Consider the following 22,802-nt stretch of genomic DNA (forward strand, 5'->3'; position numbering starts at 1 on the left):
ATGTCCGCAAAACCGGCGTGTTTAGTTGGGGTGAACTTTGCTGAATTTCGGATAGGCTCTACACGGCGTACGCGCGTAACCAGTGCCAGCGTCGCCGCCTCAAGCCGGTCGCTGTCCGGAGGGGGACTTGCTGGTGCGCGTCCGGTGCGCCGACTGACTTACGGCAGATGCGGGGAGTTTGCGTGAGCTCACGGTGGAGCGAAGCGTCGGCCTTCCGGGCCGACCCCGCCGCCGTGCCACCGGCACGCCCTTCCCGCCGCCAGGCCGTCGCCCTGATCGCGGTGCTGCTCATGGTCGCCGGGGCGGTCGCCGCGGTGTCCTACGCCGTCCGCCCCGATCGTGCGCGCTCCTTCGACCTGCTGCGCGGCCAGGTCTTCCTGGCCGACCAGATCGCGCCGGTCGCCGTCGACCTCGCCACCGGAAAGCCCACTCTGCGGCTCGTCGGCGCGGAGAAGCAGGTCGGCGCGGCCAACGCGTCCGCGCTGTCGGTGGTGCCGGTCCAGGGCGGCACCGTGCTGCTCGATCGTTCCACCGGCGAGTTCAACATCGTCGACGCGACCGGCTTCGTCATCAAGCACGACGGCGGCGGCGTTCCGCTGCCGGCCCGGACGGACCGGACGACATCGATCGGCATCTCGGCCGACCAGCCGGGCAGCGCCCAGTCCAGCCTGACCTATCTCGCTCGAGTGGGCGCCCTGAGCACCGACGTGTACTTGGTCGACCAGTCGGTGGTGCAGACCGCCGTCCGATCCGCGACCGTCAAGCCGCGGGCGAGCGCCGAGCTCCCAGCCCCGGCCGAGACGGCCGCCGGCGGCGCTGTCGGCGCGAACGGCGACCTCTGGCTGCTGGCCGGGACCGGACCGAGCCGCCAGGTGCACGAGTACACCCTGCCGGCCGACAGCGAAGCCGGCGCCCAGCTGCGCGACGTGAAACACGGCTCGGTCGAGTCGGTGGCCGCGCTCGCGAGCGGCGTCGTGTCCGGCAGTTCCGGACAGGCCGGCGCCGGCGCGACCTCGGTCGGCGTGGCGCAGCCCGGCTCGATCACCGTCTATCCGCCCGGCGCGGCCGCCCGGAGGCAGACCTATGCCGTCGGCGCGCTCGGCGCCGTCGACTCCGTGCTGCCGGCCAGCAACGGCCAGTCGCGGATGTCGTGGCTGATGCACTCCGACCGCGGCTGGTGGGTCGTGTCCGTCCGAGCGGACGGCAGCGACCTGCGCGGGCCCTCGCTGGTGAGCCAGGTGCCGGCCGCCGCGCACCTCGCCCCGCCGGCGGCCAGCGACGACCTGCTGTACACGATCGACCAGAGCGGCGGCGGGCTCTACCGGATCGGCGTCGACGGCGCCGCAGGGCCGGTGCAGGGCGCCGCCCGCTACCCGTTGGCGCGGCGCAACGGGCGGGTCGTCGAGTCGAACAACTTCGCCGACGCCTACGTCGTGGCCCGCGGCCCGCGCGTCATCGTGGACTCGCCGGCCCACGTGGACGCGGTGGTGCTGTTCACCGACGGCAGCCGCAAGCCCTATGTCATCCAGAAGAGCTCCGCGGTCGACGTGAGCGCGGCGGGTGGCGCGGAGGCGCTGACCCGCAGCGAGGTCCCGGCCGACGGCATGAAGGGCACCGTCCCGAAGACCGGCGGCACCAAGCCCAAGCAGGTGCGCGTGCAGCCGATCAACAATCGCATCGACTGCAAGACGGTTAACCAGAAGCCGCACATCCCGCTGATCACGCAGAGCACGCCGGGCTCCCGCTCCGTCGCGCTGGCCTGGAGCTACCCGCTGCTCTACCAGTCGGACTGCGCGCCGACGACCTATGTCGTCAACGTGACGGCGTTGAGCCCGGACGCGCCCGACCCCGGTGGCGAGGTGACCGTCCAAGGCCAGGACAGCACCAACCTCAGCGGCCTCTACCCCTCGACCCGATACTCGATCACCGTCACCGCCGTGCTCAACAAGCAAGCCACGTCGTCCAAGTCCCGCCAGGTGGTGACCAGCAAGGAGGGGCCGGCCGCGCCGACCGCGCTGCGCGTCACCGCCGACGCGTCGGGCGACTGGCAGCTGCGGTGGACCGGTTGCGGTTCGGTGCAGCGCGGCTGCGTGCCGGTCGGCAGCTGGAAGATCGTGCCGAGCTTCTGCGACGGCCTCGGCCTTTCGGGCGCCCCGGCGACGCTCTCGGCGCCCGCCGACTCGACAGCCAAGTCGCAGCCGCCGGCCGTCTACGCCGGCAGCGATGCGCTGCTCGGCCGCGGCCTGCGCTTCCAGGTGCAGGGCACTGGCCTCGACGGCGAGGCAGGCACGCCGTCGGCCGCCAGCGGCTGCGTGTACAGCCACAGCCCGCCCCAGGCTGCGGCGCTGCAGCTCGCCGCCTCGCAACCGTCCAACGTGACCTTCGGCGGCACGACCACGACGACCGCAACCCTCGCTCTCGGAGACGACCCAGTACGCGCCGTGGGCGGCGTCGGCGCGAGCGTCACCTTCACCCTGACCGGCGACGGAGTGTCGCAGACCCGCGGGCCTTTCCAATTCACCGGCCAGTCGACGATCGCCGCCAACTTCGGCGACGTGCGCGCCGGCGCCAGGTATACAGCCAGCGCGACCGTGTCGAGCAACCACGGCGGCGGGACAGTCACCGTCCGCGCCAACGAGGTCACCACCCGCGCGGACTGGCCGGCGAGCCTCGCCCTCACCCCCACGTGCGAGCCAGGCGCCGCGCTCACCTGCGAGTTGTCGGTCGCAGTGACCGGCGTGTCGAGCGCCGACGCGCACGATGAGCAGTTCGACGTCGCCGGCACGCTGCAGTGCGGGTCCGTCGGCCGGGACTTCCAGCGGACGGGGCTCACCCTGCCGGCGACGATCGACATCGGCGCCTTGTCCCAGCTGGACCAGTTCTTCGGCGCGTGCACGCTGTCCGGCTCGGTCGGCGAGACGGCGGGGACGGCGAGCCCGCAGGTCTTCGGCGGGGTCGTCAAGACCCTCACTGCGCCACTAGACCTCGGCCCGCCCAGCGTCCTTTCCGCCGCGAGCGGCGACTTCGCCGTCCAGTGGGACTCCGGCGGGGGGACGAACGCACAGGTGACCTACACCGGGTCCAATCCGTTGTTCGCGGTGCTGACGACGAACTACACCGGCTCGATCGTCGCGCCGAACGGCGAGTCCGACTGCGGCAACGGCGTCAGCAGCTCCGGCGCGACGCTGCACCTGTACGTCTCGCAGGCCTGCGTCGACTCGTTGGGCGGGCTGAGCGGGCAATGGACGGTGCGCTGGAGTTACCACGACGCCACCACCCAGGACGAGCACGACTTCTCGAGCTCGCTCGACAACCCGCCGCCGGGCTACCAGCCCTGCGACCCGACCGGTTTCGTCGCGGAGTGGCAGACGCCGGCGAGCGACGGCGTGCAGGTCAGCTACACCGGCGACGTCGGCCAGCTCGGCGGCTGCTCGCACTTCGACTACCAGGTGTTCTCCGACCAGGACAACAACACACCGTGCGCCGAAGTCGATGACGTCGACCCGCGGCAGCCGGTCGTGGTCCAATGCAGCTCACCGGCCCCCGCCGACGGCTGGACCGTCCACATCACCTGGCACAACGACGACACCGGCAACGACGACCAAATACCCTCCGACATCCCCCTTGGCCCGCCGCCGCAGTGACGACCCGATCAGGAGCGACCTTGCCCAGCCCACATCGCAGCACGCGTGTCGCGGCGGACGGCATCACCCGCGTCGCCGCCGATGTCGACAAGCTGTGCCGCAATATCGGCCAGGTCATCCAGGGCAAGTCCGACGTCGTCCGCAACGCCGTCATCTGCATGCTCGCTCAAGGTCACCTGCTGCTCGAGGACGTGCCCGGCACCGGCAAGACCTCGCTCGCCCGCGCGCTCGCGTCCTCGATCTCGCTGACCTGGCACCGCATCCAGTTCACCCCGGATCTGCTGCCCTCCGACGTCACCGGAGTGTCGATCTACAACCAGCAGAACGGCGCATTCGAGTTCAAACCGGGCCCGGTGTTCGCGAACATCGTGCTCGCCGACGAGATCAACCGCGCCTCGCCGAAGACCCAGTCGGCGCTGCTGGAGGTCATGGAAGAGGGGACGCTCTCCACCGACGGCGTCGTGCATCAGCTGCCGCGACCGTTCATGGTCGTCGCGACGCAGAACCCGATCGACATGGAGGGCACCTACCTGCTGCCCGAGGCGCAGCTCGACCGGTTCCTGATGAAGCTGGCGGTCGGCTACCCGAGCGCCGAGGCCGAGAGCGAGATCCTGCGCACCCAGAAGATGGGCTCGACGATCGACCGGCTGTCCCCCGTGCTCAGCGAACAAGACGTCCGGACGATGATCGAGGTCATCAGGACCGTCGAGGTCGCCCCCGCGCTGGAGCACTACATCGTCTCGATCGCCGCCGCGACGCGGACCATGTCCGAGCTTCGGCTGGGCATCTCCCCGCGCGGCAGCCTCGCGCTGCTGCGCGCGGCCCGCGCTGCCGCCGCCGTCGCGGCCCGGCCCTACGTGACGCCCGAGGACATCAAGGACATGGCGCCGATCGTGCTCGCGCACCGGGTGATCCTGCAGCCGGACGCAGAGCTGCAGGGCCGCACCGGCGCCGAGCTCGTCACCCGCGCGCTGCAGACCGTGCCAGTCCCGCGGTCGGTCCTGGCCTGAACGCGCACGCCATGAGACGTTCGCCGTGACGCTGTTCGGACTCGCCGCGCTGGTGGCGGCCGGAGCGTCGCTCGGGCTGGGCCTGTCCTTCGGCTGGCTCACCTTCGACCTGCTCGGCCTCGGCCTGCTGACGGTCGTCGCGATCGGGCTCGCGGTCGTGGCCCGGCCGTCCCAGCTGTCGATCACGCGCGAGATCCAGCCGCCGCGGGTGCCCAAAGGCTCGCCGGCCATCGCGTTCCTGTCCTTCGTCAACCGCGGCCGCCGCACTGCGCCGGTCGCCGTCGCCACCCAGCACTTCAGCGGCCAGCTGGTGCGCACAGTGATCCCGAAGCTGCGCGGCGGCGAGCGCGGCACCCGCGCCTACCGGCTGCCGACGAAGCAGCGCGGCATCTTCGACGTCGAGCCGGTGGAGCTCACCCGGCGCGACCCGTTCGAGTTCTTCCGGCTCTCCCGGCGCTACGCCGAGCCAGAGCGCATCTGGGTGTATCCGCGCATCGTGGCGCTGCGCGACCTCGCGACCGGGCAGATCCGCAATCTCGAGGGGCCGTCGTCGGACAATTCGCCGCAGGGCAACATCACCTTCCACCGGCTGCGCGAGTACGTGCCCGGCGACGACCTGCGGCTCGTGCACTGGCGGAGTTCCGCGCGTGCCGGGGCATTGCTGGTGAAGCACAACGTCGACACTTCGCAGCCGTACACCGTCGTGGTGCTCGACCAACGACCGAGCCTGTACACCGAGGCGTCCTTCGAGCAGGCCGTCGATGTCACCGCGTCGGTGCTCGTCGCCGCCTCCGCGCACAAGTCGCCGATCGAGCTGCGGCTGACCGACGGCTCGGCCCTCGGCGGCCCGCGCGTGCATGAGGTGACACCGCTGCTGGATCACCTCACCGGGATCTCCGCCGACCCGGCGGGCTCGCTCGCCGCGCAACTGCTGCTGCTGCGCCAGGCCCGCGGCGGCACATCGCTCGTCGTCGTCACCGGTGAGATCGAGCCGCGCGACCTGCCGGCCGTCGCGGCGCTGCGCCGCCGGTTCGATCGGCTGGTGGTCGTGTCCATCGACCCGGAGGATCATCGCGCGCCGGTGGAGTTCCCCGGTGTCCGGGTGATCGTCGCCCCCGACGCGGACACCGCGGCGGCCGCGTGGAACCACGAGGCGCTGACATGACGTGCGTGCGGCGCCTCGCATGAGACGGCGTAGATGACCACCGTCACGCCGGCCAGGCCTCCGCGCGCCGACGGCGACCCTCAGGGCGGCGCGCGGTCCGGACGTGGGCCGCGTCGGATCGGCGGCGCAGTGCCGAGGCCCGGCCGCGGCTGGCTCATGCGGCTGATGCGCCGTGCCGTGCCGTGGCTGCTGCTTCCGCTGGGCTTGATCGCGACGGCGCTGGCGAGCTCGCCCTGGTTGCGCGCGTTCCCCTCGTCGGTGCTGGCGGTGCCGCTGTTCGGGGCGGCGGTGCTCAGCGTGCTCACGCCGCTCATCGTCGTGGGGGTCGGCGTGCGGCGGCTCTGGTCGACCGCGCTGATCGACCTGGCGCTGTTCGTATTCTACGAGCTTCTCGTGGTGTTGCGCGCCCCCGCCGGTTTCGGCCAGCTGTGGACCGGCCTGGTGCACGGGCCGTCGGAGGTGCTGACGTTCGCGCTGCCACTCGTCAGCCCGCGCACGCTCCTGGTCGCGCCGGTGGCGCTGGGCTGGGTCTGCGGCGCAATCGTCGGGGAGTGCATCGCGCGCGGCTGGCAGACGGTCGTGCCTTACGGGACGCTGCTGGTCACTTTCGGCCTCGCTTACGCCGGCTCGGCCCGCGCCGTGATGAGCGCCGACGACGGCCGACGCTACGACACCGTGTTGGCCGGCGCGATGCTGCTCGCGCTGCTGCTGATGCGCGCCGCGCAGGCCTGGATCAGCCAGGAAGGGGCCGCCGAGACGACGCAGCCGGACGGCGTCCTGCCGCTGCGCGGGCTCGCCATCGGCGCGAGCGTCGCGCTCGTCATCGCGCTCGCCGCCGCCGCGCTCGGGCAGTCCTCGGTGTTCACCGGGCCGTCGACGACACCCGCGCGGGTCCCGCCGTTGAACCAGACCCGCCCGCTGACGCCGCTCGCGTTCGTGTCCGGGCTGCGGCCGAAGACCCCACGCAGCGCCGGCACGTCCGTCTTCCAGGTCACCACCGACCGCCCCGGCACGAACTACATCTCGATCGGCAGCGTCGACGTCTACAACGGCGACAGTTGGGGTTTCGCCCCGGATCAGACCTTCCGGCCGTCCGGCGGCGTCGTGCCCGCAGACGCCGACCGCCAGCTGCGGCCGGCCGGGCCGCCGCTGACCCAGAATTACCTGATCCGCGCCGGCGCGCTGACCGACACGCCCTGGATGCCCTACGTGTACCGGGCGCAGAACGTCACCGGGGCGTCGGTGGACGTCGACCCGGACAATGGGATGATCGTCCCGAGCGGCGGCCTGCGCGCAGGCGCCACGTACACCGTCACCTCGGCGGACACCACCACGACCTTCGCGGCCCTGGGCGCCAACGCGGTGATCAGCTCGTCCGCCCCGGCCGTCGACTTCAGCACCGGGGCGAACCTGACGGTGCAGAACGCGCTCGGCCCGCTGGTGTCCTCGCTGCAACAGGAGACCGGCGTCCCCCCGACCGAGCAGGTGCAGTTCCTGAAGGCGGTCGCGCGAGAGTTCCAGACCAAATCCTCGTTGTCCGGCGGCACGGGCGGCACCGGCGCGAACAGCGCGCCGACGGCGGCCGGTTCAGCGAGTTCGACCACCGCCTCGGCGACTCCGCGACCGGGCGAGCAGCCAGCCTCCCGATCCAGCGCGTCAGCGGCCGCGTCGGCCGGCGCGTCGGCGGCCGCGCAGCATTCCGGTGGCACCAGCTTCGCCGACGTGCTCGCCTCGATCCGCCAGTTCCACGCGGCGACGCCGGAGCAGTACGCCACGCTGATGTGCCTCATCGCCCGGCAGATCCAGGTGCCGGCCCGGCTGGTCACCGGCTTCCGGCTGCCGTTGGCCAGCGGCGCCACGAGGCTCGGCGCGGGCACGCATTCGGTCACCACGGCCGAGGCGTGGACGTGGGTGGAGATCCCGGTGGAGGGCCAGGGCTGGGTGGTGCTCGACCCCTCGCCCAGCAGCTACACGAACCGTTCGCAACAGCCGACCGCCGGCGCGACGGCGGCGTCGACGCCGTCGGCGACCCCGTCGAACGCGCTCGTCACCAGCGCCTCGGACGGCGGCCATGCGACGGGCCGGGCGAGCGTCAAGCCGACCGGACATCAGGAACAGGTCGTCGGCCTCGTGCTCCTCATCATCGCCATTGTGGCCGCGGCGCTGGTGCTGTTCTTCCTCACGCTGCTCGCCCGCAAGCGGCTGCGCACGCGTCGCCGCCGCCGCTACGGCGACCCGCGCCGACGGTTGCTCGCCGCCTGGCAGGAGACCCTCGACGTGCTACAGGAATCCGGCTTGCCGGACCTCACGGCGCTGACGAGCCGGGAGGTGTCCGCGGCGACCGCCCGACGTTTCGGCGAGCAGCCGGCCGAGCAGGTGCGCGAGCTCGGCGCGGTGGCCAACGCGGCCATCTTCAGCCCGACGTCGTGGATCGGCGCCGACGAGGCGGACGCGGCCTGGCAGACGCACGGAAGGCTCAGCCGGGAGGTGCGCCGCCGCCTGGACTGGCGCCGGCGCATCGGCGCCGAACTGCGTTATCACCGCCCGCGCCTGGCCGCCCTCCCGGTCGGCCCCGAGTCGTGGGCGGCTGCCGCAAAGGCGCGCTCCGCCTCGAACGACGCCGGCGGCAAGCACGCCCGCCACCGACCGGGCCGCCGGCGCCCGTGACCGGCTGGCCGCGGGACGGGCCGTAGCCTGCGCTGCATGCCAACGGCTCGTCCCGCGCCCAAAGCCGCGCCCAAAGCCGCGCGCAAAGCCGCGCGCAAAGCCGTGGCCAGACCCACGCCCAAACCCACGGCCAACCCCGCATCGGAAGCCGTGGCGACCGACGGGGCCGAGCTCGCCGAGCGGCTGCTGGCGGCGCAGGTCGCGTGGGCCGTCGGCGAGCTGACCGGCGAGCGGCTCGCCGCCATGCTGGGCCGCGCAGTCGAGGACCTCCTCGATGCGCTCGGCGGGTCGCAAGTCGCTGACCTCGTGTCGCCGGACGACGTCCGGCTGACCGCTCGGCGGGTGCTCGACCAGATCGTCGGCAGCCCCCTCGTCACCGAACTGGCCGTCGAGGTCGCCGACGCGGTCTACGACCTGGCGGCCAGCGACGACCACCTGCTCGGCGACGTCGTGCCGCGCGACCCGGTGGTCGACCTCGTGGCCAAGCTGCTGTCCATGCGGCAGCTGCGCGATCGCGCGCTGGATCGGTTGACGGAGAGTCCGCTCGTCGCCGACGTGTCGGCCAAGTTCGTCGGCAAGATCATCGCCGATGTCGTGGCGCAGAACCGGGCGCGCGCGGAGAAGCTGCCGGGCATGTCGTCGCTGCTGTCCCTCGGCAGCGGCGCCGCGTCCCGGGTGCGCAGCGTGACCGACCGGCATCTCGATCAACTGCTCGGGGACGCGGCGGGCAAGGGCGCGTCGTTCGCCTTGCGCCGCACCAACAACGCCGCCCGCGAGCTCATCGACGACGCTCCGTTGCACGAAGCGGCGCTCGAGCTGTGGGATCTGCACGCCGAGGAGCCGATCAGCCGCCTGCGTGAGTACCTCGGCAAGCAGGACCTGCGCGACCTCGTCGAGATCACGATGCGGCTGGTGTCCTCCGCGCGCGACGCCGAGTGGATGGCGGCCGCGCTCGACGCCGGCGTCGAGGTCTTCTTCGCCCGCTACGGCGACCTCGAGCTGCACGCGCTGCTGGCCGAGCTCGGCGTCGATCGCGACGGGATCCGCGATGACATCAGGCGATTCGCGCCGCCGGTGCTCGAGCGGCTGCGCGCCGACGGATCGCTTGAACGGCTCGTGCGTGAACGCCTCGAGCCGTTCTTCGGCTCGGCGCAGGTCGCCGAACTGCTCGGCGGGAACTGACCGCGGGTCGGCCGCCGAGCAATCCCCGCGCGGGGGGCGGCGTTTCATGGCAGAGTGTCGCCGTGCCGCCGACACCCCAGCCGCTGGCCGCCGTCGCGCTCGGCGGCCTGCTCGTCGGCGCCGGCGCGACGCACTTCGCGTTTCCGGCGTTCTACGACCCGATGATCCCGCGGCAGCTGCCCGGCAAGCCGCGCACGTGGACCTACGGCTCGGGCGTCGTCGAGATCGCAGTGGCCACGGCCGTGCTCGCGCGGCGGACCCGCCGGCACGGCGCGCTCGCCGCCGCGCTGCTGTTCACCGGCGTCCTGCCGGCGAACATCAAGATGGCGATCGACGCGCGCGGGTCGGACTCGGCGGCGTATCGCGCAGGCACGATCCTGCGGGTGCCGCTGCAGGCGCCGCTGATCGGCTGGGCGTTGCGCGTCCGCCGGCGCGCCCGCTAGCCGCCGCACGTTACTCAGGCCCGCGTTGACCCGCATCACGCACAATGCGCCCGACCAATGCGCCGGGTGCTGACAACTGCCAATTGACGGACGCGGTCGATCACGCCGGAGACGGCGTTGTCGCCGCTGTCACCCGTGTCCCACCGCGAAAGGCGCGACGAGGTTCAGGTGACCACGACGTCCGCGGCGGGCGCGGCATGGAGACGGCGGTCAGTGGTGACCAGCGCGAGGCCGCGCGAGACCGCCAGCTGGACGTACAAGGCGTCAGCCAGCCGCAACTGGTGGCGCCGCGACCAGGAGCCGATGAGGAGGTCACTGACATTGTGGCGCTGGATCGGAGCAGCGACGAGCGCGCGAAGCCTGGACTCCACATCCTCGGCCTCGAGTTCGCCTGCCCGGTGTAATCGTCCCAGCGCAGCTAAAACTTCGGCGTCGAGGTGCGCCGGTGCGTGCAGCGCGTTACCGGCGAGTCGCCGCCGGACGGCGCCAGCCAACTCGTTGTCGAGTAGGAGATCCACCATCGCGGAGGCGTCGATGACTACCTCAGCCATGTCGCGTAGGCGCCTCATCCCGAGCGGCGTCGAGGGCGTTCAGGGCGCGGTCGTGCGGCACGCTGTCGGCCGAGTAGGTGGTGGTCGTCATCGCGAGCCAACCGTCGGTCGAGCGCTGGGCGAGAGTTCGTCTCACGGCCTCCTGCGTCACCGCAGAGAGGTTCAAGCCCGCCTCTTTTGCTTCTGCTGCGAGCTCGTCCGGCAGGTAGACGTTCAATCGAGTCACGACACACTATATACACACATGCGATCTGGGCGCCTCGGCGCTGCCGCATCGAGATGTCAGTTCGACCGCCCGGCCGCGAGTAACGACTCGGCCTTCAAGCGATCCATGAGGGGGTCGATCGCGTGCCGGCCGGCCGCCCGGTAGCGCGCATGTGCGGCGATCACCCGGTCGACGGCGGCGACCCGAGCGGCGAGCGCTGCCCCGGCGTCTACCTCTGTCATCGCCGCTGTCGCCTGCGCCCAACCGTGTACTACGCCCGCGAACGACTCATATACCGCCATGCCACCGGCCCGGGTGAGCTCGAGCGCCTCGGCGGCGTCGGCCTCGGCGATCGCATGGTCGCCGACGGCGGCCGCGATGACGGCGCGCCAGGTCAGCATCGCGCCGCGGTCTTGCGGCGACTCTCCGGTCCCGACCTCGACCGCCTCGGCGGCGACCGCGAGCGCGGCGCCAGCGCCGTCGGGCGCGGCGGACAGCGCGAGACCCAGGTAGGCACGGCCGAACGTACGCAGCAGCAGCGACCAGCGGGCGTCCGACTTCTCGTGGTCGAGCGCAGCGCGCAAGAGCGGGACCGCTGCCTCGGCTGCGCCGTCGACTAGACATCGGCAACCGAGAATGAAGTCCAGCAACCGGCCCAACGCGACGTCGTCAGCGTGCGGCTGCAGCCTGTCGGCGAGAACCGCCAACGAGGACGACTCCCCGGGAATGGCCAGCGCGGTCGCAACGTAGGCAACCGCGGTAAGACAAAGTTCGTCTACCGGCTCTCCGACAGCTAGCGCGGCGACGGCCAGATCAGCGGCACGGGCAAAGGCGGCCTGCGCCTCGGCGGCCGGCCAGCCGATGCGGGCGGCGACGGTGCGGCCGAACATGAGCTGCACAGCCAGTTCCTGCCCTGGACTCGTGGGGCTTTGCGGCGTGGCCGCGAGCACTTGCAGAGCCCGGCGTAACAGCCGTTCGACAGTGTCGATCGAGAAGCGGTACAGCCCGGTGGTCGCCGCCGTCACCAGCGCCGACACCACGACGGACGGTTCGAGGTAGGCCGAGCCGTTGAGCAGGTGGTGCACGAGATCGCTGTCCGCTCCGTCGGCGACGGGGCGAGCGAGCAGCTCCATCGCGACGGCCGCGTGCAGGCGTGCTCGCGCGCTCGGCCGCAACTGCGCAAGCATCACCTCTCGGATGAGGGAGTGCCCGAACCGCACTACTGGGTGCGTAGTCATGTGCTCTACGAGCAGGCCGGCCCGCACCGCAGCGTCCAGGGCGTTGTCGAAGATGGCGTCGTCGAGGCGCGCCACGGCCTCGACGACGCCGAGATCACCGGTCGGGGCCGCGACTGCCGCGGTGTCCAGCAGGCGGCGCGTCCCGCTGGGCAGCGCTGCGCAACGCGCCAGCACCACGTCGCGCACCGAGCCGGGCAACGCCGTGGCGAGCGTCGCCACGTCCAGCCCATCGGCGGTCGTCGCCGCCTTGACCAGTTCGGCAACGAAGAACGGATTGCCGTTGGTCCGCTCGTGCACGGCCGCGAGGACATCCGGCGGGACGGCCGCGCCGATCATCGCCGGCAGATCCGCCGGCGCCAAGCCGACCAGCTCGACTCGGCGCCCCACTCCGGTGCGGGCGAGGCGGCTAAAGAACGGCAGGAGGCGGCTGTCAGTCGCGTCGGTGCGGTGAGTGCACATCACGACCAGGCGCGCCAGACCCGCCCGCTCGCCGAGTTCGACGAGCAGCGCAAGCGACGCGTCGTCCGCCCACTGCACGTCGTCGACGACCAGCAGCGTGGCACTCGGCACCGCTGCCAGCCGGTCCGCAACCGCTGCGACGAGCGGCAGCCAGCCGGCCGGGGGCGGCTTGGACGGGGCGGGGAAACCGGCAAGGGCCGCGATGCCGCCCTCCCCAGGCAGGTCGGGCAGCGCGCGCAGCAACTGTTGCCACACCCAGTACGGCACGTCGAGCGCGGCCTCGTCGGCCCGCCCCCAGGCAACGTCGAAACCGATCGCGCTCGCGTGTCGGGCCACCGCGCCGGCCAGCGTTGTCTTGCCGACGCCCGCCTCGCCCTCGACAACCCACAACGACCCGTGTCCCGCGCTGGCCGCGTCGAGAGCGACCTGGAGCTGCTGCAGCGTCGCGTCGCGTCCGACCAACAACCCGCCATCGGGCTCGAGCCCGGCCGCGCCCGCCACTCGGCCCGCAATCGCCACAGTCGGAGTAGTCGCCACAGTCGGGGTAATCCCGGTCGCGGGCGGCGCCGACGGCGAGCCGAGAACGATCCCGTCGTCGTGTTCTGCGAGGGTTGCCGAGCCACCGCCGGCCGCGTCCTCGATCGACGGGTCGTGCTGCAAGATCTGGCCGTGCAGGCGTCGCAACGCCGGGCCGGGATCGGCGCCGAGTTCCTCGGCCAGCAGTCGCCGGACCTTGTCGAACGCGCCTAGAGCCTCGGCCTGGCGTCCGCTTCGATAAAGCGCGTGCATCAGCAGGACATGGGCGTTTTCGCGTAGTGGCGCGGCGGCGATCAGCGCCCGGCTGCGGTCGACTGCGGGGGCGGCCTGCCCGGTGGCCAGCAGCGCCTCGACGTGCAGCTCGCGTACGGAAAGGTCGATGTCGGTGAGGTGGCCGACCTCGCGCTCGACGACCGGGCCTGCCTGGTCACGCAGGTTGAGCAGCGCCGGAGCGGACGTCAACTCGCCGGCCGTCGTCAAGGCGGCGAGTGCCGCGGTTGCGTCCCCGGCCTGCAGCGCCGCTCGGCCGGCGTCGAGCAGCCGCACGGCACGGTGCACGTCGATCCGATCCGCGCTCATCTCCAACGCGTAACCAGGACGCCGCCGCAGCACCGCCGCGTCGTCCCCGAACAGCCGCCGGAGCCGCGAAAGGTAGACCTGCAAGGTCGAGATGGCGGTCGTGGGCGGCGTGTCCGGCCACAGCTCGTCGAGTAGCCGGTCGACGGAGACGACTCGTCCTGCCTCGAGGGCGAGCAGCGCAAGCACAGCACGCTGTTTGAGCGATCCCATCGGCACCTCGACGCCGTCAGCGAATACGCCGACCGCGCCGTACAACCGAACTGAGAGCATGAGGCGCCTGCCGCGGCCGATCAGGCGCGAGTGGGCCGGTGGGCCGGCACCACGATGAGGGCGCGCAACGGAGCAATGCGCTCGAGCACCTCATCGACCAGCGGTTCCGAGGTCGGCAGCGCGCCCAGCACGTCCACGATGTGGCTGGCCACCCGGTCGAAGTCGTCGTCCGTGATGCCCAGTGCCGCGTGCGCTTCGTGCATGTCGCGGCCGTGATAGGCGTGCGGATCGTCGCCGGCCACGGCCGTCAGCAGATCGACCATGTGACTCCGCACCCGGACCAGGTCGACGCCGTCGAAATAACCGGCAACCGCGGGGTCGGCGCAGATTCGCTCGTACAACTCGTCCACGAGGCGGGTCAGAGCCGAGCGCCCGCCAATGGCGTCCAACAGAGTCATCGGACGGCTCCCTTCGCTCATCCCGGTGCAAGTGAAGCACCGCGCAGGTGTCCAACGTCGTCCGAGCCGCCTGCACAGAACTTGCAAGATCCTTGCACTCGCCGGCCGGCCCCGGCGGCGGCCGCGTCAAAGAGCGTGCAAGGCCGCCGGCGCACAGTTCCGAAGTCAACCGACACCCATCGACGAAGGAACACCTCATGCACATCGTCATCAAGCGGACGCTCGGCACGGCCACCGCGCTCGCCATCACGACCGGCGCCCTCCTGGCCGGGGCCGGCGTCGGCGCTGGCGCCGCGTCCGCGAGCGCCGCCGCATCCGCGAGCACCGCCTGCCAGACCAACTGCATCACCAACCTGACTGTCGGCGGAACCCCCGAGGGAGTGCGATTCGACTTCGACACCTCAGCGCTGTCGCGGGTCAAGGTCATCGTCACAGACGATGACGGCACCAAGCCCTACCTCGTCAAGGATGACAACAGCTGGGGCTCGAGCTACGACCTGCCGGTCAATGACGCCAGCCGCTTCACGCAGGGCAAGGCCTACCGCTATTTGATCTACGCCACCGACACCGGCGGCTCGACGTGGATGCGCGCAGGCGGCTTCGCCACGCTGATCCGCTACGCATCGGTCACCTACAACAAGTTCCACGTCATCAAGGACGGCGACAGCATCGGCGCCGGCGACTTCGAGGGCCGCAGCCGGTGCGGCAACGACGACACTTGGAACGATTACGCGACGGCCGGCGACCACGCGCTCAGCCCATTGAACTCGGACCCGGACCACGAGATCGAGCTGAGCGACGGTCAGGAGATCCCGCTGTTCCAGAAGACGCCGTGCCACGGGACGGTGGGGCCCACGATCGAGGCGCAGACAGCCGCAGCCGACGACGACTACTGGGGCTACTTCGACACCAACATGGACAGGTGGGTCCCGGACTCCCCGTCCTACTACGAGAAATGGACCCAGTCCAACTTCGACGAGGCCTACACCAGAACCACGATCGCCGACCCGCTCGCGCCCACCGCCACCGGTTCGGCCACTACCCCGCTCTACGCCGTGTCGCCCGGCTACGACCCCCTCGGTTACGTGGCCAACATGCGCTACTGGGTCACCGGCATCGCCTCCTTCACGCACGTGGTGCCGGACGTCCCCGTCAAGTCCGACGCCAGCGGCCCGGCAACCCTGGGCGTGACGATCGAGGCCGGCGAATTCCCCACCGAGGCAACCGTGTCCTGGAACCCGACCGCGTTCCCAGCCGTCGGCGGACCGTCCGCCAGCCAGGTGCAATGGCGCGCGCAGGGCACGAACACCTGGAACAGCATGGGTTTCCTCGACGTTGACGAGCATGAATTCCCGATGGAAAACCTGAAGCCGGCCACGACGTACGACTTTGTGGTCAGCCGCGTGTTGGGCAACGGACTGACCGCCCTCGCCAGCCGGGCAACCTTCACCACGGCGGCCCAGACGACGACGATCTACAACTGGCCGACCGACACCGTCACGAAGCCGCTCGGCGCCACGGTCACCGCCAAGGTGCACGTGGACGGCGCGGCCGGACGTCCGGTCGAGATCCAGTACCACCAAACTGGTCTGCCGTGGACGGTTTACTCGACGGCCCACACCGATTCCACCGGCCAGCTCACCGTCGCGATCAAGCTCGGCGCCGGGTACACCATGTGGCGACTGCACGCCCTGGCGAACGGCTCGTACGCCGAGCAGGCGACCTCGGCCCGCATGCTCGTCGCCAAGACAGCCATCGCCGGGTTCGACAGCACCAGCAAGACCGCCAAGACCGGCTCGCAGCTCAGCAACACCATCACCATCACGCCCGGCGCGGGCCGGATGCTCAACCTCTCATACCGCAAGGCTGGCACCACGGCCTGGAAGCTCTCCAAGCAGCTCACGGCCGGGGCGACCGGCAAGGCGACGCTGACCGAGCCCGTGCAGTCCGGCAAGTACGAGTGGACCGTGAACGTCCCCGCCGCGGCCTACCACGGCACCGCGGCGGTGACGGCCGTCCGCACGATCACCGGCACCTGACCCGACGCGCAGGACCAGGGCGGGCACTCCACCGGGTGCCCGCCCTTTGCGCGGTCCGAGACGAGATGCGGGGCCACGCGGTTCGTCAGGCGCCAAGCCCGCTTCGTGCGCCCGTCACTGCCGCGTTCATGCGGGGCGGTTCGGCACCGGTCAAACCGGCGTTGCCGACAACCCGGGCTGGCGGGTCAGCCGACCCGCGCGAGCGGCGCCGGCTCGGCAACGCGCCGGGCAGTGCGCGCGGCCGATGCCCTGGCTCTCGGGCCGGTGGTCAGCAGGCCGAGCACCAGCACCGCGAAACCGCAGCCGGCGACCACGTACCAGCCAACCCGCGCGGCGTCGACGAATCCGGTGCCCAGCGATGTCGCGCCGCCGCTGGCCAGCACCGTGCCGACCACCGCGACGCCGAGGGCGGTGCCGACCTGCCGGCTCGTCGAGGCGACCGCCGCCGCCACCCCGGCCTGCTCGCGCGGCATGCCAGACACGGCGGTGTTCGTGATCGGTGCGTTCACCGCGGCGAACCCGAGCCCGAACACGAGCATGCACGCGATCAGCACGCCGTAGGACTCGTGTGCGGTCGTCCGCGCCAGCAGCAGGCCGCCGGCGGTCAGCATCGCGCCGGCGAAGGCCAGTGGCAGCCGCGGACCGCGTGCGCCGACCACCCGGCCGCTCGTCGGCGCGCCGATCATCGCCGCCGCGGCGAGCGGCAGCAGACACGCGCCGGCAGCGAGCGCGCTCAGCTGCCGCACCTGCTGCAGGTACAGGGTGATCAGGAACAGGAAACCGGCGAAGGCGCCGAACGCGCAGACCGCGATCACCGCAGCTCCGGAGAACGGCGCGCTGGAGAAGAAGCGCAGGTCGAGCAGCGGGTCAGCGCGGCGTGGCTCGTAATACAGCAGGGCGACGAGCGCGATCAGCGCGACGGCCAGCGAGGCGATCGTCTGCGCCGACGACCAGCCGACCCGTGGCGACTCGATGATCCCGAAGGTCGTCCCGGCCAGGATCAGGATGACGAACAGCTGCCCGACCGGGTCGGGCCGACGGGCCCGCGGCGCGCGGGACTCAGGGACGAAGAGGGCGGCGAGGACGAATGCGACTGCGCCGACCGGGATGTTCACCCAGAACACCGCGCGCCAGCCGACGGAGTCGATCAGCGCGCCGCCCACCACCGGGCCGAGGCCGAGGCTGAGTCCCACGACGCCGCCCCACAGGCCGATGGCCCGCGCGCGTTCGCGCGGTTCGGTGAAGATGTTGGTGATGATCGACAGCGCGACGGGGTTGAGCATCGAGCCACCGATCGCCTGCACGGCACGGAAGCCGACGAGGTAGCCCAGGCTGGGCGCCAGGCTGCACAGCAGCGAGCCGAGCGTGAAGACGACCAGGCCGGTCAGGAACGTGCGCTTGCGCCCGACGCGGTCGGCGGTGGAGCCGGCCAGCATCAGCAGGCTCGCGATCACCACCGTGTAGGCGTCGATCGTCCACTGCAGGTCGGGCAGCGACGCGTGCAGGTCGTGGTGGATCGCGCTCAGCGCGACGTTCACGATCGTCGCGTCCATGCCGACGATCAACAGGCTCAGGCAGCAGATCGCCAGGATGAGCAGGCGGCGGCGCGGACTCAGCTCAGGCATGGCGCTCGTGGCGTCGGCGGGCCGCCGGAGGCGCCCGGGGCGGCGGGCGCCGACGAGGCCAGCCGCTCGACGGCCGGCAGCGCCGCGGTGAGCAGTTCCCGGTCGTCGTCGCTCAGCCGGGCGAGCCGCTGGCGCAGCACGCGAGTGCGCGCCGCATGCCGCTCGGCCAGCACAGCCAGTCCGGCATCGGTGATCCGAACCAGGGTGGCACGGCCGTCCGTGGGATCGGGCACCCGGACGGCATACCCCGCCTCGGCGAGCCGGTTGATCAGGATCGTGACACCCGGCTGCGTCATGAGCTCGCGGGCGGCGAGTTCGGACACCCGCAACGGGCCCTCCAGGCGAAGCCGGTCCAGGGCGCTGATCGTCGAGATGCTGACCCGCGCGGGCGCTTCGCGGCGAAGCGAGTTCGCCAAGCGGTCGATGCCGGACGCCAGCGACTCGACGTCACTTTGGCGCAGCGGTTTTCCCATAGCGGCAATATATAACGTCCTTATGCACAACCCGCGTCTGGCATTATCTGGCGCGTGACCCGCGCCGGCGCCACCTCTCCGCACGACGACCTCGACCGGCGCGTCCGGGCCGCGCTCCACGACCTCGACCACGACGCGCCGCGGGCCTCGGCGGACTCGGCCAGCAGCGTCCTGCTGCCGCTGTTCGACGCGATGGCCGGCAGCCGGGCGCTCGACATCTGCGCCCGCCGGCTGCGCGATCGCGGCATCGGCCATTACACGATCAGCTCGGCCGGGCACGAGTCGAACGCGTTCGTCGCCGCCGCGCTGCGGCCAACCGATCCGGCGCTGCTGCACTACCGCTCCGGCGCGTTCTTCCTCGCCCGGGCGCTGCAGGCCGGCCGCTCGCTGGACGACGCCTTGCGCGCGGTGCTGCTCGGGATGCTCGCCGGCACCGCGGATCCGGCCTCCGGCGGGCGGCACAAGGTCTTCGGCGACGCCTCGCTGGCAATTATCCCGCAGACGTCGACGATCGCCTCGCACCTGCCGCGCGCGCTGGGCGTCGCGCTGGCGATCGGCCGGGCACGCCGGCTCGGCCTGCCGTCGCGCTGGCCACGTGACGCGGTGACCGTGTGCTCGTTCGGCGACGCGAGCATCAACCACTCCACTGCCGCGGGCGCGCTCAACGCGGCGGGCTACGCGGTGGCGCAGGGCCTGCCGCTGCCCGTCGTCTTCGTCTGCGAGGACAACGGCCTGGGCATCTCGGTGCCGACGCCGCGGGGCTGGGTGGCCTCGGCCGCCCAGCGTCCGGGAGTCGCGTACCTCGCGGCGGACGGCGACGACCCGGACGCGGTGCGGTCCGCAGCCGAGGAAGCCGCCGAACAGGCGCGCCGCAAGCGGACGCCCGTGCTGGTGCACCTGCGCACCGTGCGCTACCTCGGCCACGCCGGGTCCGATCTCGAGACCGCGTATCGCAGCTCCGTCGAGCTGCTGGCCGACGCCGAGCGGGACCCGTTGGTCGCTCTTGCCAGGCGCCTCGGCGCGCCCGGGCTGGCCGACCGCTACGCCGAGATCTGCGAGCGGGTCGAGAAGCTGACCGTCGAGCTCGCCGACACGCCGACCTTGGCCGATGCCGGCGAGGTCATGGCGCCGCTCGCGCCGCGGGGCGGCACGGTCCGCTCGACGCAGCCTGCCGCTGCGAGCACGCGGGCCGAGGCCTTCGACGGCAAGCCGCCCGAGCGGGCCGGCCGCCTGACGCTCGCGCAGGCGATCAACGCCGCCTTGACGGACGCGATGCTCACCCGGCCGTCGATGCTGGTGTTCGGCGAGGACGTCGGGCGCAAGGGCGGCGTGTACGGACTCACCCGCGGGCTGCAGCAGCGCTTCGGCGCCGCCCGGGTGTTCGACACGCTGCTCGACGAGCAGTCGATCCTCGGCTTCGGCCTCGGCCTCGGCCTCAGCGGCATGCTGCCGGTGCCGGAGATCCAGTACCTCGCCTACCTGCACAATGCCGAGGACCAGCTGCGCGGCGAGGCGGCCAGCCTGCGGTTCTTCTCCAACGGCGCGTTCACCAACCCGATGGTCGTGCGGATCGCCGGCTTGGCCTACCAGAAGGGCTTCGGCGGCCACTTCCACAACGACAACGCCGTGGCGGTGCTGCGTGACGTCCCCGGGCTGGTGGTCGGCGTGCCGGCGCGGCCCGAGGACGCCGCCCCGATGCTGCGCAGCCTGCTGGCCGCCGCCGCCGAGACGGGCCAGGTCGGCGTGTTCCTGGAGCCCATCGCGCTGTACCACGAGCGCGACCTGCATGCCGACGGCGACCGCGGCTGGCTGGGCGAGTACTCCCCCGACGCCGTCACGCCGATCGGCGAGCCGCGCGTCCACGACCTCGGCACGAACGGCAGCGACCTCACCATCCTCACCTTTGGCAACGGCGTGCGGATGAGCCTGCGAGTCGCCCAGCGGCTGGTCGACGAAGGCGTCGCCGCGCAGGTCGTCGACCTGCGCTGGATCACGCCGCTGCGCTTCGCGAACCTGTTCGAGGCGGTGTCCGGCACGACGCGGGTGCTGGTGGCCGACGAGACGCGGCACAGCGGCGGCGTCGGCGAGGGCGTGCTGGCGATGCTGGTGGAGGCGGGCTACCCGTCACGGCGGCTGGCCCGGGTGGCGAGCCGGGACAGCTTCGTCCCGCTGGGCGACGCCGCGAACCTGGTTCTGCTCGGCGAGGCCGAGATCGAGCGGGCCGCGCGGGTGCTGCTCGCGCGCTGACTCGCCGGTGTCAGGGGACTACGGCAGGGCCCGGTCCAGCGCGGCGAGGCCACGGTCCAGCTCGTCCAGGGTGATGGTGAGCGCGGGACGCACCCGCAGGCTGCGCTCACCCGCGCCCAGCACCAGCACCCGCTCGTCATCGCGCAGCCGGGCGACGAGGTCGTCGCGGATGTGCGCCGACGGCAGCGTGAACGCGCACATCAGCCCACGGCCGCGGACCTCGGTGACCACCGGATGCCGGCGCGCCAAGGATCGCAGCTGCTGCTGCAGGTGCGCGCCGATCGAGGCGGCGCGCTCGATCAAGGCGTCCCGCTCGATCGTCTCGAGAATCAGCCGGGCGCGGACCATATCGGTCAGATTGCCGCCCCAGGTGGAGTTGATCCGCGAGGACACCGCGAAGACGTTGTCGGCAACTTCGTCGACCCGTCCGCCGGCCATGATCCCGCAGACCTGCGCCTTCTTGCCGAACGCGACGACGTCCGGCTCGACGCCGAGCTGCTGATAGGCCCAGGTGGTGCCGGTCATCCCGACGCCGGTCTGCACCTCGTCCATGACGAACAGCGCGTCGAACTCCCGGCACAGGGCCTGCATGCCCTGCAGGAACTCCGGCCGGAAATGGTTGTCACCGCCCTCGCCCTGGATGGGCTCGGCGATGAAGCAGGCGATGTCGTGCGGGTTGGCCTCGAACGCCCGCCGCGCGGCGGCGAGCGTCTCGCGCTCCGCCGCCTCGACGTCGGCGTTGCCATTCACCGATGGCGACGGAATGCGCGGCCAGTCGAATTTCGGGAACCGCGCGACCTTGTTCGGATCGGTGTTGGTGAGGCTCATCGTGTACCCGGTGCGACCGTGGAACGCCTTCGCCAGGTGCAGCACCTTGGTGCCGAGCGCGGGATCGATGCCGTGCGCCTCGTTCCAACGACTCTTCCAGTCGAAGGCGACCTTGAGCGCGTTCTCGACGGCGAGCGCGCCGCCGTCGATGAAGAACAGGTGCGGCAGGCGGGGGTCGCCCAGCACCCGGGCGAACGTGTCGACGAAGCGCGCCATGGGCACGGTGTAGACGTCGGAGTTGCTGGGCTTGTTGACCGCGGCGGCGGCGAGTTCGGCGCGCGCCGCGGCGCTGGTCAGCGCCGGGTGGTTCATGCCCAGGGCCGACGATGCGAAGAAGGTGAACAGATCGAGGTATTCGCCGCCGTCGCGGGCGTCGACGAGCGTCGACCCATGCGATGCCTCGAGGTCTAGCACGAGGTCATAGCCGTCGGCGAGCATGTGCGCGCCGATCATGGCGTGGACGTCAGCGGCAGTCACATCAGCAGCGGGCACATCGGCGGCGGGCACATCGGCGGCGGGGAGGGTCTGGGGGTCCGTGGTCGACGCAGTCATGTCCGCGACGATACTAGGCATTCTTGCGTCGGTCAGCCTTATTCACCGGAAATATTCCGGTTGAGGCGGGTCAACACGCTGATTCGTCCGCTCAACTGGTCTTTGGCCGCGGCGCTGCCCGGCGTTCGAAGAACGTCTGCAACACAACCGTCGTGCGGGTCGAGACGTGCGCGCGGCGGCGGATCTCGCGGATGAGCTCTTCGAGTTCGGTGGGCGAGGCGACCCGGACGAACAGCACGTACGCGTCGTCGCCGGCCACCGAATGGCAGGCCTCGATCTCTGGCAGGTCGGCCAGCGCTTCCGGGGCGTCGTCGGGCTGGCCCGGATCGAGCGGGGTGATCGCGATCAGCGCGGCGAGCGGCAGACCGATGGCCTCGGGGTCGAGCAGCGCGGTGTAGCCGCGGACGACGCCGGCCGCCTCGAGCCGGCGCACCCGCGCCTGCACCGCCGACACGGACAGCCCGGTGACGCCGGCCAGCGTCTTAAGCGTGCTGCGGCCGTCGGCGACGAGCGCGGTCACGATCTGCAGATCCGTCGGATCGGTGAGCCCGGCGGGAGCGACCACCCGGCCGGTGTCGTCGGCGCCAGGCATTGCCTCAAGGTAGCGGCGGGTCACCCTGGCCGGGGCGTGGCGTCGAATCGATCGCGTTTTCCGGTCCTGCGGCCGCGATTGCCCTCGTCCGGCGGCCC

Annotated in this window: 16 protein-coding genes; 8 read left to right on the top strand and 8 right to left on the bottom strand. The window is 71.7% G+C overall.

Translation table 11 applies throughout. The features are described from left to right. Nucleotides 1–182: 182 nt before the first annotated feature. The 6 genes from ACFFBG_RS11900 (at nt 183) to ACFFBG_RS11925 (ending at nt 10,111) form a co-directional block, all read left to right on the top strand. Nucleotides 183–3,644 carry a hypothetical protein gene (locus ACFFBG_RS11900; protein WP_375478899.1) on the top strand — a complete coding sequence of 1,154 codons (3,462 nt, stop codon included), beginning with the start codon at nt 183–185 and terminating at the stop codon, nt 3,642–3,644. A 20-nt stretch (nt 3,645–3,664) separates the two neighbouring features. After that, nucleotides 3,665–4,654 (top strand): AAA family ATPase, encoded by a 990-nt coding sequence (locus ACFFBG_RS11905; RefSeq protein ID WP_375478900.1) that lies wholly within the window; start codon nt 3,665–3,667, stop codon nt 4,652–4,654. A 25-nt stretch (nt 4,655–4,679) separates the two neighbouring features. Continuing rightward, nucleotides 4,680–5,819 (top strand): DUF58 domain-containing protein, encoded by a 1,140-nt coding sequence (locus ACFFBG_RS11910; protein ID WP_375478902.1) that lies wholly within the window; start codon nt 4,680–4,682, stop codon nt 5,817–5,819. Nucleotides 5,820–5,852: 33 nt separating this feature from the next. Next, complete coding sequence (locus tag ACFFBG_RS11915) at nt 5,853–8,486, top strand: transglutaminase family protein (protein WP_375478904.1); 2,634 nt, start codon at nt 5,853–5,855, stop codon at nt 8,484–8,486. A gap of 36 nt (nt 8,487–8,522) precedes the next feature. Beyond that, nucleotides 8,523–9,668 carry a hypothetical protein gene (locus ACFFBG_RS11920; protein WP_375478906.1) on the top strand — a complete coding sequence of 382 codons (1,146 nt, stop codon included), beginning with the start codon at nt 8,523–8,525 and terminating at the stop codon, nt 9,666–9,668. 62 nt (nt 9,669–9,730) lie between these two features. After that, nucleotides 9,731–10,111: a hypothetical protein gene (locus ACFFBG_RS11925; RefSeq protein ID WP_375478908.1), complete on the top strand. Its 381-nt coding sequence runs from the start codon at nt 9,731–9,733 to the stop codon at nt 10,109–10,111. 164 nt (nt 10,112–10,275) lie between these two features. Here ACFFBG_RS11925 and ACFFBG_RS11930 read toward each other — a convergent pair whose 3' ends face one another. Genes ACFFBG_RS11930 through ACFFBG_RS11945 form a run of 4 tightly spaced genes read right to left on the bottom strand, consistent with a single transcriptional unit; the run spans nt 10,276 to nt 14,348 of the window. Then, nucleotides 10,276–10,680, bottom strand: a complete 405-nt coding sequence (locus ACFFBG_RS11930; RefSeq protein WP_375478910.1) for a type II toxin-antitoxin system VapC family toxin — start codon at nt 10,678–10,680, stop codon at nt 10,276–10,278. Further along, a complete protein-coding gene (locus ACFFBG_RS11935; protein WP_375478912.1) occupies nt 10,655–10,888 on the bottom strand; it encodes a type II toxin-antitoxin system CcdA family antitoxin in 234 nt (77 codons plus the stop codon). The genes ACFFBG_RS11930 and ACFFBG_RS11935 overlap by 26 nt, the downstream gene beginning before the upstream one ends. Before the next feature lie 56 nt (nt 10,889–10,944). Beyond that, on the bottom strand, nt 10,945–13,950 hold the full coding sequence (locus tag ACFFBG_RS11940; protein WP_375478914.1) for a BTAD domain-containing putative transcriptional regulator: 3,006 nt from the start codon (nt 13,948–13,950) through the stop codon (nt 10,945–10,947). A gap of 20 nt (nt 13,951–13,970) precedes the next feature. Beyond that, nucleotides 13,971–14,348 (bottom strand): group 1 truncated hemoglobin, encoded by a 378-nt coding sequence (locus ACFFBG_RS11945; RefSeq protein ID WP_375478916.1) that lies wholly within the window; start codon nt 14,346–14,348, stop codon nt 13,971–13,973. A 197-nt stretch (nt 14,349–14,545) separates the two neighbouring features. On the opposite strand from ACFFBG_RS11945, the gene ACFFBG_RS11950 reads away from it, so the two are divergent. Further along, nucleotides 14,546–16,387 carry a fibronectin type III domain-containing protein gene (locus ACFFBG_RS11950; protein WP_375478918.1) on the top strand — a complete coding sequence of 614 codons (1,842 nt, stop codon included), beginning with the start codon at nt 14,546–14,548 and terminating at the stop codon, nt 16,385–16,387. A 185-nt stretch (nt 16,388–16,572) separates the two neighbouring features. Here ACFFBG_RS11950 and ACFFBG_RS11955 read toward each other — a convergent pair whose 3' ends face one another. Beyond that, the gene (locus tag ACFFBG_RS11955) at nt 16,573–18,012 is read right to left on the bottom strand and encodes an MFS transporter (RefSeq protein ID WP_375478920.1); all 1,440 of its coding nucleotides are present in this window, start codon (nt 18,010–18,012) and stop codon (nt 16,573–16,575) included. Then, nucleotides 18,000–18,485, bottom strand: coding sequence for a MarR family winged helix-turn-helix transcriptional regulator (locus ACFFBG_RS11960; protein ID WP_375478922.1), 486 nt, complete (start codon nt 18,483–18,485; stop codon nt 18,000–18,002). Before ACFFBG_RS11960 ends, ACFFBG_RS11955 begins: the two co-directional genes overlap by 13 nt. Before the next feature lie 54 nt (nt 18,486–18,539). Here ACFFBG_RS11960 and ACFFBG_RS11965 point away from each other — a divergent pair, with 54 nt between their 5' ends. Continuing rightward, complete coding sequence (locus ACFFBG_RS11965; protein ID WP_375478924.1) at nt 18,540–20,732, top strand: thiamine pyrophosphate-dependent enzyme; 2,193 nt, start codon at nt 18,540–18,542, stop codon at nt 20,730–20,732. An 18-nt stretch (nt 20,733–20,750) separates the two neighbouring features. Here ACFFBG_RS11965 and lat read toward each other — a convergent pair whose 3' ends face one another. Then, complete coding sequence (lat, locus tag ACFFBG_RS11970; RefSeq protein WP_375478926.1) at nt 20,751–22,112, bottom strand: L-lysine 6-transaminase; 1,362 nt, start codon at nt 22,110–22,112, stop codon at nt 20,751–20,753. Between the two features lie 91 nt (nt 22,113–22,203). Further along, the gene (locus tag ACFFBG_RS11975) at nt 22,204–22,704 is read right to left on the bottom strand and encodes an Lrp/AsnC family transcriptional regulator (protein ID WP_375478928.1); all 501 of its coding nucleotides are present in this window, start codon (nt 22,702–22,704) and stop codon (nt 22,204–22,206) included. Between the last annotated feature and the right edge of the window lie 98 nt (nt 22,705–22,802).

Origin of the sequence: uncultured Jatrophihabitans sp., assembly GCF_964251945.1 — a bacterium.
GTDB lineage: Bacteria > Actinomycetota > Actinomycetes > Mycobacteriales > Jatrophihabitantaceae > Jatrophihabitans.